This is a genomic window from Planotetraspora silvatica (genome assembly GCF_016863315.1).
Lineage (GTDB): Bacteria > Actinomycetota > Actinomycetes > Streptosporangiales > Streptosporangiaceae > Planotetraspora > Planotetraspora silvatica.
The window spans coordinates 423,038-435,441 of record NZ_BOOQ01000002.1; the positions used below are offsets into that span (position 1 = coordinate 423,038).

Genomic DNA, 12,404 nt, shown 5'->3' on the forward strand with positions numbered 1-12,404 from the left:
CTTCTGGGTAGCTAAGTGAGCGTCTAGGGCCCGTATCAAAGTCGATCAGACGGATGGTGGGGCGAGCCGATGGCGGAGAGCAGGACCAGTTTCTCCGCAGTCGGCGTGCCAGGGGTGGGCGTGAAGAGAGCGAGGATCTGCGAGCGGTCGTCATCGAGGAGGGCCTGGCAGTCCAGCTCCAGCAGGCCGACCACGGGGTGGGCGACGCGTTTGCGTCGGCTGCGGAGGACGGCGACTTCATGGTCGTCCCACAGGCCTGCGAACTCCGGGCTTTCCGCGCGCAGGCGTCCGACCAGGTCGCGGGCTTTGGCGTCGTTGCGGCGGGCGTGGGCGGCGCGCAGGTCGGCGACCAGTATCCGGGACTCCTCTACTTGCAACTGCGGCGGGTATGCCGTGCGCGCCCGCGGTGTGGTGAACCACTGGTAGACGACGTTGCGGGCCATGCCGGTGAGTTCGCGGTGGTCGCCGAAGACGGAGCGCGCCAGCTGGTTCTGCGCGATCGTTTCCCCGAGATCGGTCATGACCTGGGCCGGTATGTCGTGCAGCCGGTCCATGACGCTCAGCAGGGCCGGGGAGACGTGGTCGTCACCGCGGGTGCGGTCGGGGACGTTGTGCCCGGCCAGACGGTAGAGGTGGTCCCGCTCGTCGAGGGTCAGCCTCAGCGCGCGGGTCAGCGATTTCAAGACGGTGGGCGACGGCTGCGGCGCACGGCGTTGTTCGAGCCGGGTGTAGTAGTCCGTGGAGATGCCCGCCATCTGTGCCACTTCCTCGCGGCGAAGCCCGGGCGTACGTCGCCGGAGTGTCGGTGACATCCAGGTCTCGGAGGGAGTGAGCCTCTCCCTCCGCGTCCGCAGAAAGTGGGCCAGATCAGGGGCATCCATATCTGCAGTATTCGCCTTTCAGAAAAGCCTTGCCAGGGACTGCGAATCCGTGGATAAGCGACTCTGCCCGCGACTCGCATCAGGTCACACACTGACTCCGCGGCCGAATCCGGCTGCGGACGATGCGATGTGGAAAGCGAGAGCGATCATGGATACCCCCGTCACCTCGAGTGGCTCGGCTTCGGCTCGGCGACATCGCCGCCACCGGACGCGCCCTCCTCGAACCGGCTACCGCTCCCGGACCGCGTAGGTCAGGTGGGTCACCCGCTGCGTCGGCTCCGCGCGGACCGGCTCCAGGGCGACGCGGCCCGCGTCCACGCCCTCGAACAGGCGGATTCCGGAGCCGAACAGCACGGGTGAGAGCGCGATCGAGAACTCGTCGACCAGGCCGGCGTTCACGTACTCCAGGATCGTCGCGCCGCCGCCTGCGATGCGGACGTCGCGGTCGCCGGCGGCCTCGCGGGCCTGGTCGAGCGCGGTCTCGATGCCGTCGTTGACGAAGTGGAACGTGGTCCCACCCGGCCGCTCCCAGGGGTCGCGCTTCTCGTGCGTCACGACGAAGACCGGCGTGTGGAACGGCGCCTCCTCCGGCCACATCTGCTCGCCGAGGTCGAACATGCGCTTGCCCATCACGCTCGCGCCGGTGCGCTCGAACGTCTCCCGCGCTACGTCGTTGTCGCGGCCCTCCTCGCCGCCCTCGCCCAGCTTCAGGTTCTCCCGGAAGAACCGCAGCGGGAATGCCCACTGCTGCAGCTCCATCCACTGCGCCATCCAGCGCTGCGCATCCGGGTCGTCCATGCGCTCCTCGGGCGCGACGAACCCGTCCAGCGACATCGTCACGCTGAAGAACACCTTTCCGGCCATCAGTCCTCCGCTCCCTTCCGAACGATCTCGGTGACGTAGGCAGCCAGGTTGCTCAGGGTCTGCCGGCCGCCCTCGATCGCGTGGTACTTCTCGACAGCCTCGTCGCGCAGCTCCTTGGTGGGGAACACCGTGAGCATCTCGATCCGGGTCGCCTCGCCGTCGGGCGCGAACGTGAGGACCGACTCGAAGGCGTTCGGGTCGTCGCGGGACTCGCCGTGCACAAGCGCGATCCGCTCCGGCGGGGCGATCTCGGTCCAGGAGATCCACTCTTGGTAGTCCGTCCCGTCCGGTCCGTGCATCACGAAGTCCCACTCCCCGCCGACGCGGAACTCGAACGCCCGCGTGGTGGTGGTGAACCCCTCCGGTCCCCACCATCGCGACAGGTGCCGGACTTCGGTGAACGCCTCGAACACCAGCTCCCGTGGGGCACTGATGACCCGGGAGATCACGATCTCGCGGTCGGCCGTCGCTGACTGCGCCGGCGCGTCCCGTCCTATCGCTGCCATCGGTTACTCCTCCTGCCTTGCCTGCTTGAGGTCCTGCACGTACGCGTCCAGCCGGTCGAAGCTCTCGTTCCAGAACCGCTCGAACCCGCCGGTCCACTCGTGGACCGGTCGCAGCCCGCGGGCGTCAAGGCCGTACAGGCGCTGTTTGCCTGCCTTGCGGTCCCGTACCAGCCCGACCTCCCGGAGCACCCGCAGGTGTTTGGACGCCCCCGGCTGGGTCATCCCCAGCTCCTGGGCCAACTCGGTCACCGGCCGCTCACCCGCCCGCAGCAGCAGCAGGATCTCCCGGCGCTGCGGCTCGGCGATCGCGTTGAAGACGTCCGACGTCGTCGCTGCTCGTGCCATGGGCAGCATCATATGCCGATATCGGCATGCGTCAAGCCGGCCGAATCCGCGGTCGGCGTCATCGCCGACGTGCTGGTGTCCACCGACACCTTCGGGGTCTCCGCGGCGGTCCTGCGGGAGCCGCGCGAGGATCACGACAGGTGCTCGCGGGGCAGGAGTTCTAAGCCGGCCGGTCGAGGTTGAGGGCAGTCAGGCGACGACCTCCGGCACGCGCAGGCCAAGCTGGCTGAGCAGCTCCAGCTGATCGTAGTATTCCCGATCGCTGATGATCAGCCCGTTCTCGATGGTGCACATCCCGGCTGCGCGAACCGCGATGCGACGCCCGGTCGCCTTCAGCGCCGCCCCTCCGGGCAGCAGGAACGGCCCGAGATGCGTCCCTGTCATGACGTACTCCGAGACAGCCGACACAGCCGGATCGCAAACGGGAACTTTGCACCACGGTGTGAGCTGTAGATCCGGAAAGGCTTCGAGCAGATGCTCGAAGTACCAGCCGATCTGTTCGCGCCCTTCAGCCGTGCCTACCGGGCCGACGTAGACGGCGTCCGGGGCGAAGCACTGCTTGGTCACTTCGAGATCGTGATCGTTCAGAGCGCCGATCACTCGATCTTTCAATTCTCGAGCGGTGATCATCATCTTCGCTCCCCCCGATGCGAGCGTCACCAGCTCATACGAAAACCAGGCTAACGCGGTACTCCAGGTTCAGCCCACGCCAATCAGCCGGAAGGCGGATGAACATGGGTGATTCCTGGCGCCGCCCACGTCTTCCCTTTGAACGTCGCGCTCGGTGCGGCGCCGTCTCCAGCAGGTTCAGAGTGGTGTCCACGGTGCGGGCCAGATCGCGGATCACTTCACGGCCGGCGCCAGACCAGTGTGTAGCGCCAGAACAGCCGTCGGCGCAGCCGTGCGCCGGGCAGCACACGGCGAGACTCACGAACGATGTCGGGGAAGATCATGGTCGCCGGTCGGGTCGGCGCGGTCATCGAGGCCGGCCACGGTGCCTTGCGGCCCTTGTTCTTGATCCAGGCCATGGCGACATTCGACGGAATGGCGGCGGCGCCGAGCAGACGATCGCCGCGAGACCGCGCGTCGGCGAGGCCGACGACGATCAAGGTCCCGCCGGGCGCCAGGTGCTCGCGGAAGCGGGCGAGGGCGTCGCTGAACGGCAGGTGGTGGATGGTGGCACTCTGGCCCGCGAGGCCAGGAGCCTGGCCAGGTCACCGCTGCCGCATCCGACGTCCAGAGCGCTGTCGAAGCTCCTGGGGAGCTGCCGCAGGATCCACCGGTGGTAGTGGGCGTTGTGGTCCCAGGGGTGGGCCGCATGGAACCGGTCAAGTGCTTGCAGGATGCGGGGCGACGGCTCAGTCATGGCGTGAGTCCACCAGGTCCTCGGTCGTCCGCGATATGGCCGGCCTCTTTCCACGACGGCGTGAGTCGGTGACGGTCAGTCCGGAGACCAGCCCGGACAACCCCCGGTGCGACCTCGGCAGGGCGAGCAGCAGGCAGGCGAGCAGCAGCAGATTGGCCAATCCGCCCGCCGCCGGGACGAAGGAGTCGAGCCCGACGAGAACGCAGTAGCCGAAACCGCCGAACAGCAGCGCGGGGACGATCCGGATACCGGCCCGGGTTCCGTTTGCGCGGGTCCGGCGCAGCCGTACGGCATGCTGCCCCAGAGTGGCGCCGTCCGCACCCAGTGAGGGGAGGGCGAGCAGGAGCACCGCGGGCAACCAGGGGTTCAGCGCGGAGTCCGCCAGGGCGCCCCACGGATGCTCGGCCATCTGGACGTGACCGAACCGGACGACCAGATGGAGCCCGGTGGCGAGGACTCCGCCGAGCAGGAAGACCGCGACGAGGTCCACGAGCATCCCCAGCAGCCTCCGCCTGGCGGTGAGGGGACGGGCGACGTTCGCGGGGAGGGTGGCATGCCGTCCGTAGACCAGGTGCAGCAGCGGCGCGAACATGACGCCGATCGCCGCGCCCAGGCTGTTGGCGAACAGGTCGTCCACGTCGAACAGCCGGTAGGGGCATGAGAAGAGGAACCAGTTCCCGGTGAACTGGGTGACCTCGATCAGCAACGACACCACGGCCCCCGCCACCACCGCGGTGACCACACCGCGCCGGAAGTAGTGGCGGATGTAGGCGCCGAGCGGTACGAACAACGCCACGTTGAACACGACCTGCTGCACCGCCGGATTCGCCGGCAGCCCTCGCAGGCCCGGCGTCCGCCGATCCTGCGCGATGTCGTCGAGGAAACGCAGCGGGTCGAGTTGCGGGTGGCTCATCGCCGTGTTCGCCGCACACCAGGTGCCGTCGATCCGCGGCACGGGGAACAGCGTGTAGGCGAGGAGCGCCAGCCCGTAAACCAGGAGGCCGAACGCCAGCAGTGCCGCCCCGAGCCCCACTTCCCCGCGCCGCCGGTAGCTGAGGAAGACGAACGGCACGAACAGGATGACGGCGAGCAGCGCGCCGCCGAACAGCGCCGGCACGGCGGGCAACAGCCGGTCGGACAACAACGGTCGACTCCGTTCCACTCATTTTCGGTCTGCCCGATCAGACCAGAGTTCCGGCCGTATCGATCATTGAAATCTAGTTCATCGTGTTTCGCGGCTTTGATCCGAGGTTCCGGAAGTCCGGTGCCGGCGGTCGCGACGACCGCTGTCGCTCAGGGACGGCGGTGCTCGCGCTCCGCCTTCCTGCTCGTCGGAACGGTGGGGTAAGGGTGACAGGACTCAGTCCTGGCGCGGGATCAGTCTCCGGATATCGGTGAAGATCCGCTCGTGCGCGGCCGCCGCATCGGAACTGGTCAGATCCATGCCCTGGATGAATCCGTGGACGAGGCCGGGTTCACAGCGGTGCGTGACGTGGACGCCGGCCTCGGCCAGGCGGTGGGCGTAGGCGTCGCCCTCGTCACGCAGCGCGTCATGTTCTGCGGTCACCACCAGGGCGGTCGGCAGGCCGGACAGGTCGGGGTGATGCAGTGGGCTCGCAGCACGGCGACCCTCCGCGTCGGGCATCCACTGGGCGGCGAACCAGGCGAGCATCTCGGCGTCGAGCCCGTAGCCCGTGCCCTTCTCGGTGATGCTGGGCCACGACAGCGTGAGGTCGGTGTTGGGGCATATCAAGATCTGCACGGCAGGCGACGGCCCGCCCTCGTCTCGCAGTCGAAGGCAGGCCATGGTGGCGAGATACCCGCCCGCGCTGTCCCCCGCGACGGCCACCGGCCTGGCCCAGCGGAGCACCTCGACGGCGTCGTCGATCGCGGCCGGATACGGATGCTCCGGTGCCAGCCGGTAGTCGACGGCCAGGACCTCGACGTCGCACTCCTGGGCAAGGCGGCGACAGGTCCTGTCATGAGTCTCCAGATCGCAGAAGACCCATCCGCCACCGTGCAGGAACACCACCAGCGGGCGCGGCTCGGCGGAAGGGCGGTAGCGGCGCAGCGGCAGCCCCGACGGGCTGGTCAGGTCCTCGACGTACGGCAGGGCGGGCCCCTTCGGGCGCGTGCCGTTCCGCTTGCGCGCACCTTCACGCAGCTCGCTGACGATATCTCGCGACATGCCTGCAAATGTTAGGTGGCGTCCGGCTGGTGCGATGCCGGGCGGCGTCGTGCATCGTCAGCCGGCCCCCCGTCCGCTTGGGGAAACCGCTGAAGCCGGAGTGACCGCCGGTGCCCAAGGGACAGGCGTTGCGTCGGGCCGATTCCGCGTTTCGATCGCACAGGAGGCAATCGTCCAGCGGCAACTGTTTTGCCGGTGTTGACACCCGGCTTGAGCGGGCGAGAGACCACGACAAGCCCCGTGGTGCGCACACGACATAACCGTGACCAGAGACCGACTTCTCACTGAGTAGCTTGGAGCTATTGGTTCGATTAGGCCCGATTCGCCGGGGGGCGTCCGTGCTTACCTACTGGGACCTCAAACATCGGCTGACCGACGCGATCAACGCGCACGACCTGCAGGGAGTGCTCGACTGCTACAGTCCGGACGCCGTCTACGTCGCACCGTCAGGCGTGGCGGAGGGACATGAGCAGATCGCCTGGCTCTACGAGCAGTTCTTCAGGGGATTCCCGGACTTTCACGGGACCGCCTGGTTCGAGATCGCCGACTGCGACAACCCGGCCGTGACGGAATGGACCTATACCGGCACCCATACGGGACCTTTCCTTCTGCCGAATGGGCAGGAGATACAAGGAACGGGCCGCCGCATCACCATCCGCGCCACATGCGCCGCCCATGCCGAGAACGGCAAGATCGTCACACACCGTGAATACTTCGACCAGTTGGAGCTATACAGCCAACTCGGTTTCGGCTTGGAGAAGCTTGAGCCGGGGTCGACGGCGGACGGAGGAGGCGAAGACCTGACATCGTCGGCTCCGAACGGGGACGACGACCTGACATCGAAGTCCGGGCATCCTCAGCTCCGTTCCGATGCCGTCCGGCATCACAGGCCGCTGGGAATCTTCGGGAGACGTTGAGCGCCGCATCGCCTGGCCGGAGCGCCGACCCACGCTCCTGACGCGGGTCGACGCTCCTGACGCAGGGTCGCCGATCCCCCGTCATTCGTCGGCGTGTTCGCTTTCGCCGGGCTCGCCGAGCATGCTGTCGAGCTGCCTCCGGGTCTCCGCGAGTTCGGCCATGACCTCTTCCGACGGACCGCCCTCCGCGAGCGACTCCAGTTCGGTCAGCACCGCGCGCATCGCGACCACTGCGGGCCACTGCGCCGCGTCCAAGGTCGCTCCGGCGTCTTCCGGGGCCGCATCGTCCATCTCCATCAGCAACCACGCGGCAGAGCGCAGGCAGCGCACGCGCGGCGTCACCTCGCCGAGCTCGCTCCAGAGCAGGGCCGCCTTCCGGTAGGCCGCCAGGGCCTCGTCGCTCTGCCCGGCGTCCCTGAGCGCCTCGGCCGCCGCCCAGGCCAGCCGGGCATGCGGGACCCGGTTGTCCGGGTCGTCCTGAAGCAGCCGTGCGGCCTCGAGGTACTGCTCGGCGGCCTCCCGCGGCCGTCCGATCGCCGCCAGCGAGTCGCCGTACTGCTTGCGCGTCATCGCGACGCCGTACGGGTCGTAGGGGATCTCCACCCGCGGCATGGCCTCCTCGAACAGCGCCGCGGCCTCGGCGTGCCGGTCGAGGAAGTGGTAGGCGCGCGCCGCCATGAAGGTGTTGTGGAGGGTGTCGGGCTCGGACAGGCCGTCCCAGCGGGTGGCCGCGGCGAGCGCCGCGGTGACGAGGTCGAGTTCGCGGCCCTCCTGGCGTGAGATGGTCTCGACGAGCAGAGAGCTCAGGTGCGCGGCACGCTCGCGCTCGATGAGGCCGCCGCCGTACTCGATCGCCCGGGAGGCGAGATCCTCGGCCGCCTTCGCGTCCCCGTCCTCAAGGGCGAACTGCGCGAGCATGGCCGCCGGGTTCACGGCGTGCCAAGGCTGTCCGGCGTCGACGTAGCTCGTCAGCGCGGACGACAGGTGCGCGCGGGCGGCGTTCACGTCCTCCAGCTGAAAACAGAGCTGGACGAGCATGTCGTGGTACTGGCCCGCTCGGCCGGTGACACCGAGGTCCTCGGCCAGGGCGAGCTCGGTCTCCAGCAGCGTGCGTGCCGCCGTGACCTCGGCGGCGGGCGGGTTCTCCTGCCCCGCGAGACCGTTCATCGCGCAGAACGGCGCGCCCTTGCGCACGGCCAGGTATTCGGCGGGCGTGAGCGCGCCGCCCGCGTACTCGCGGTCCGCCTCCGCGAGCAGAGCCGCCAGCGGCGCCTCCGCGGCGGCCCGCCCCTTCGCCAGGAGCAGAGCCACGGTCGCGGCCGCCCGCGCCTCCAGCGCCTTGGCCGGCGAGCCGAGCCTCGCGAACCGCTCCGCGGTCGCCGACAGCAGGTCGTGGGCCCGGCCGGGATCGGAGTCCATCAGTGCGGTCGCTCTGCTGCGCTCGACCTCGGCGGCAACGAACTCCGGCAGTTCCTCGCCGCCTTCCGCGACCCGGGCCCAGGCCTCATCCGCGAGAGGATGCCGGGCCGTGGTCAGCCGCCGCGCCTCGGCGACCAGCTCGTCCAGCGTGGCGCCGGTTCGCCGGGCGGGCGCGGGCGCGTCGGACGGCCGCGGGGCCGCCGGCAACGTCGCCGGCATGCCGAGCGGCAGCCGATCGAGCAGCGGTTCGCGGGCGAGCCGCCTGGCGACGCGCTCGCTGTAGGCGGAAGTGCCGTGCCGGGCGTCGTACCGGGCGCACAGGTCCCCGACCTCCAGTTCCAGCGCGGCGAGCGTCGCTTCGACCGTCCCGGCGCCGACCGGCAGGTCACCATGGCCGAGCGCGTTCAGGCGGCGCAACAAGACGATGACCCCGCTCAGGAAATAGGCCCGCTGCGAGAGGTCGTGCGGCTGCTCGGACACCCATGACGCGTGCTCGGTGAGGATCTCGAGCCCACGTGCCTCGTTGCCGGTCAGGGCGCAGAACTCGATGTGGTTGCCGACCGACGCGCGCAGGCTCACGTTGTGGCGGACCAGTTGATACCCCTTGAGGAAGGCGCTGCGAGCCTCCTCGAGGCGCCCGGTCCGCACAAGGGGAAGCAGGGCCTGGGACAACGCCCGATGCGGCTCCTCCGCGCAGACCAGCTCGCCGTCGATCAGCGGCGTCCAGAACTCGAGCGCCCCCTCGTCGTCGTCGACCGTCTCCCGCCACCAGCCCCAGGTGTTGCGCTCACACGCGTCGCAGTCGGCCATCTCGTCACGGGGAGCGGCGATGGACGACTCCATCGCGGTGGCGGCCGCCTCGTCGTCACCGACGAAGTGCGCCAGCTCGGCGCGCAGCGCGAGCACCGGGCGGGCGCTGTAGCCCCGTTGCCGGTAGCGGCTGTGCAGCTCGTCGAGCCAGCGGTACGTCGTCGCCAGCGGCACGGAGGGGTTGTTCACCAGGTTGTGGGTCATCCACTTGAGCTCCCAGTGGATGGACTGCGACAACCTCCCCAGCTCCGCCGGGTGGTCGTCGAAGATGCGCAGCAGCCGTCCGAAGGCGACCGGCATGCGGTCCCGCTCGCCGCCGTAGGCGTAGGCCTCGATCAACGTGAGCAGCACCTCGCCCTCGAGCCCCCGGTCCTCGGCCGCCTTGGCCGCCGCGGCGAGCGTCTCGAGGCGTTCGGCCTTCAGCCGTCCGTTGGGGATCGTGTGGCTTTCGTGGAGCCCGGCGCGGATCTCTGCGGCGTTCATGCCTGGCCATCCTCTTCGGCGAGTTCGGTCACGTTCTGGGAGGCCCAGCCGAGCAGCTCGTCGAAGGCCCGGTTGAGCAGGGCGGTGTCGACCGGCCGCAGCGGACGGTGGGTCATCAGCAGGGCCTGGCCGTACAGGGCCTCGACGGCGGAGACGAGCAGCGCCGGGTCTCGGATTGCGGCGAGCCGGCGGACGACCGGGCTGCGGTGGTTGAGCACGAGCTGCGCGCGCGGCTCGGCGGACTTGAGCGCGCCGAGGATCTCCGCCCACAGGTCGTCCGCTTCCGCCGCGGTCTCCTCCCGGGTGCGTTCGTTGCGCGCCTCACGGGTGTCCAGGTGCAGGGCGGATACCGACGCGGGGAAGAAGGCGCGCAGGATCACGTCGCACCCCAGGGGGTCGAGCGTGGAGCGGGCCGTGGCGAGGAACCCGGCCATCGCGAGCTCGGCCGCACCCTCCACGGGGTCGAGCGCGGCGGTGACCACGTCCGTGCCGAGCTCCTCGACGGTCACGCCGGGCACGACCTCCGGGAGGAGGGAGACCAGCTCGCTCTCGTAGGTGTAACCGCCGTTGACGACCCCGATGCCCTGGGCGGACGCGATCGTCGCGATCTGGCGGAACTCCTCGACGGTGGACGTGACCCGCACGACGGGGTGCTTCCTGGCGAACTCCGCGAGTGTGACCCGCCCGTCGGTCGTCTCGAACGCGAGGTACGGCAACATGATCCGGAACAGGTCCTTGTCGTGCCTGGCCAGCGCCTTGACCCCGAGACTGTGCACGGACAGGAACGCGGCCAGGCGGCCCGGCTCCTGGGCGGCCAGCCCGGTGAGCCAGTCGCGCACCCGGACGCCGAGGGCCTCGCGGACCGCCGCCAGCGTCTCGTCCTCGTACAACCCCTCGCGTGAGGCGGTCGGACGGAGCGTGTCCGTGTCGATCACGCAGCGAACGAAGAACGCCCAGTCCGGCAGCAGGCCGGTCGTCACGTCGCTGAGCAGCATGCCCTTGAGGTACACGCGATGGCGTCCGCTGCCGGCCGGGTTGGCGGCCTGCGGGAGCACGTAGGCCGCGCCGCGGACTCCCGCCAGCTCGACGTCGAACTCGATGACGTCGAGAGCGGTGAAGCCGAGCACCCGCTCGCCGTACTCCATCAGCGCGGACCTGCGGGCGGCGGCGGAGGAATACGCGCGGTCCCACACCGGTGGGCTGTCGGTCGTCCTGGTGGTCCGCCCGTCCGCCTCCACCGTCACCTCGTAGGGCAGCAACGAGCCGAAATCACGGGCGAGGCCGGACACGAGGTCGGGCGCGAACCAGCGCCCCGCCCCGGCCCTCGGCGTCAGGCGCACCGTCGTCCCCGGTTCCGCACGCTCGCCGGGTTCGAGGCGGCGGACCGAGTACGTCCCGTCGGAGGCGGCGAGCCATTCGACGCCCGGCTCCTCCGGGTCCGTGGCCGAACGCGTCAGCACCTGGATCCGTTCGGCGACGGTGAAGCAGGCGAGCAGGCCGATGCCGAACTGCCCGAGGAACTCCCTGCGGGCCCCCTCGAGGTCGTCGCGCTTGGACGAGCGGCCGATGGTCGCGAGGAACCGGTGCACGTCGGCCTCGGTCAGGCCGATTCCCGGATCGTCGATGCGCAGTCCCGCCTGGTCCACGACGATCCGGATGGCCGTCGGCGCGGAGGGGTCGATCCGCCGGCGCGCGGTGACCGCGTCGACCGCGTTCTGCAGCAGCTCTCGCACGTAGACCCGGGGGCTGGAGTACAGATGGTGCGAAAGGAGATCGACGAGACCCCGCAGGTCAACCTGGAACGAGTGGGACTTCGCCGACTTATCGTCCAACATGGCGACGATCGTAGCGGCGGTCGGCGAAGCTATTCGATCAATATCGCAGGGTTCAGACGATCGACACCGTTCAGTCGCGGCATTCGGCCGCCCGCGTCCTGGACGCCGGCGGAAGGGCTTTCCCATCGCTGGCCTGATGCCTCTACTCTGGGGAGCGAAGGTCGATTCGCCGATGGCCCGGGCGTGCCGCTGAAAGCGCCCCATCACCATGTGCATTCATCTCCACGCGGAAGACGTCCGCGTTCCACGATGAGCGGGCCCGCCGTCCGGGTCCGGACCCGCAAGGATCTCCGGAGTGAACGGCGACGCCGCCCGCCCCGCTGCCTCGACCACCTGATCGCCGCTCCGCTCTGGCCGATGCACGGAGCCAACCTCGGAACGCTGCTCCGCACCTGCGACGCCGTCGGGGCCTGCCTGGCCGTACCCCGCCTGCCGTGGGTGCCCGAAGCCCTCGAACGCGGGAACACGTTGCGCCGGCCGGCCTGCGTGCACTGGGTGGGCGACCCCCTGCGCTGGCTGGAACGCCGGCGGGAGGCGGGACTCCACGTGGTGGGCGTCGAACTGGCCGAGGAGGCCGTACGGCTGGCCGACCTGCCGATGGCCCGCCGGCCGACGGTCGCGGTCCTCGGCCACGAACGCGGGGGCATCCCGCCCGAGGCGCTCGATCTCCTCGACGCCGTCGTGGAGATCCCGATGATCGGGACGGGCGCGAGCCTCAACGTCGCGGTCGCGGGCTCGCTCGTGCTCTACAAGCTCGCCGGCTTCGCGTGAGGTCCGGCCGGCGGACCGG

General features: G+C 69.7%; 13 protein-coding genes. 2 read left to right on the top strand and 11 right to left on the bottom strand.

The window, feature by feature from the left end; all coding sequences use genetic code 11:
- Positions 1-35 precede the first annotated feature (35 nt).
- From Psi02_RS02245 to Psi02_RS02280, 9 genes are all read right to left on the bottom strand, one after another.
- Positions 36-881, bottom strand: coding sequence for a helix-turn-helix transcriptional regulator (locus Psi02_RS02245; RefSeq protein WP_203971221.1), 846 nt, complete (start codon positions 879-881; stop codon positions 36-38).
- Between the two features lie 228 nt (positions 882-1,109).
- A complete protein-coding gene (locus Psi02_RS02250; RefSeq protein ID WP_203971223.1) occupies positions 1,110-1,745 on the bottom strand; it encodes a dihydrofolate reductase family protein in 636 nt (211 codons plus the stop codon).
- Entirely contained in the window at positions 1,745-2,251 is a 507-nt protein-coding gene (locus tag Psi02_RS02255; RefSeq protein WP_203971225.1) for an SRPBCC family protein, read from the bottom strand. Before Psi02_RS02255 ends, Psi02_RS02250 begins: the two co-directional genes overlap by 1 nt.
- Before the next feature lie 3 nt (positions 2,252-2,254).
- Positions 2,255-2,596 (bottom strand): ArsR/SmtB family transcription factor, encoded by a 342-nt coding sequence (locus Psi02_RS02260; protein ID WP_168509396.1) that lies wholly within the window; start codon positions 2,594-2,596, stop codon positions 2,255-2,257.
- Positions 2,597-2,785: 189 nt separating this feature from the next.
- Positions 2,786-3,256 carry an ester cyclase gene (locus tag Psi02_RS02265; protein WP_203971227.1) on the bottom strand — a complete coding sequence of 157 codons (471 nt, stop codon included), beginning with the start codon at positions 3,254-3,256 and terminating at the stop codon, positions 2,786-2,788.
- A 188-nt stretch (positions 3,257-3,444) separates the two neighbouring features.
- Positions 3,445-3,705: a hypothetical protein gene (locus Psi02_RS39895; protein WP_239094533.1), complete on the bottom strand. Its 261-nt coding sequence runs from the start codon at positions 3,703-3,705 to the stop codon at positions 3,445-3,447.
- Positions 3,702-3,962 carry a class I SAM-dependent methyltransferase gene (locus Psi02_RS39900; protein WP_239094534.1) on the bottom strand — a complete coding sequence of 87 codons (261 nt, stop codon included), beginning with the start codon at positions 3,960-3,962 and terminating at the stop codon, positions 3,702-3,704. The genes Psi02_RS39895 and Psi02_RS39900 overlap by 4 nt, the downstream gene beginning before the upstream one ends.
- Positions 3,955-5,124, bottom strand: coding sequence for a VanZ family protein (locus tag Psi02_RS02275; protein WP_203971229.1), 1,170 nt, complete (start codon positions 5,122-5,124; stop codon positions 3,955-3,957). The genes Psi02_RS39900 and Psi02_RS02275 overlap by 8 nt, the downstream gene beginning before the upstream one ends.
- A gap of 198 nt (positions 5,125-5,322) precedes the next feature.
- Positions 5,323-6,150, bottom strand: a complete 828-nt coding sequence (locus Psi02_RS02280) for an alpha/beta hydrolase (RefSeq protein WP_203971231.1) — start codon at positions 6,148-6,150, stop codon at positions 5,323-5,325.
- A gap of 338 nt (positions 6,151-6,488) precedes the next feature.
- On the opposite strand from Psi02_RS02280, the gene Psi02_RS02285 reads away from it, so the two are divergent.
- Complete coding sequence (locus Psi02_RS02285) at positions 6,489-7,067, top strand: ester cyclase (protein WP_203971233.1); 579 nt, start codon at positions 6,489-6,491, stop codon at positions 7,065-7,067.
- A gap of 81 nt (positions 7,068-7,148) precedes the next feature.
- Here Psi02_RS02285 and Psi02_RS02290 read toward each other — a convergent pair whose 3' ends face one another.
- Together Psi02_RS02290 and Psi02_RS02295 are read right to left on the bottom strand one after the other, a co-directional pair.
- Positions 7,149-9,779 carry a hypothetical protein gene (locus tag Psi02_RS02290; RefSeq protein WP_203971235.1) on the bottom strand — a complete coding sequence of 877 codons (2,631 nt, stop codon included), beginning with the start codon at positions 9,777-9,779 and terminating at the stop codon, positions 7,149-7,151.
- Complete coding sequence (locus Psi02_RS02295; RefSeq protein ID WP_203971237.1) at positions 9,776-11,614, bottom strand: HSP90 family protein; 1,839 nt, start codon at positions 11,612-11,614, stop codon at positions 9,776-9,778. Before Psi02_RS02295 ends, Psi02_RS02290 begins: the two co-directional genes overlap by 4 nt.
- A 249-nt stretch (positions 11,615-11,863) precedes the next feature.
- Here Psi02_RS02295 and Psi02_RS02300 point away from each other — a divergent pair, with 249 nt between their 5' ends.
- Positions 11,864-12,385, top strand: coding sequence for a TrmH family RNA methyltransferase (locus tag Psi02_RS02300; protein WP_203971239.1), 522 nt, complete (start codon positions 11,864-11,866; stop codon positions 12,383-12,385).
- Positions 12,386-12,404: the final 19 nt, after the last annotated feature.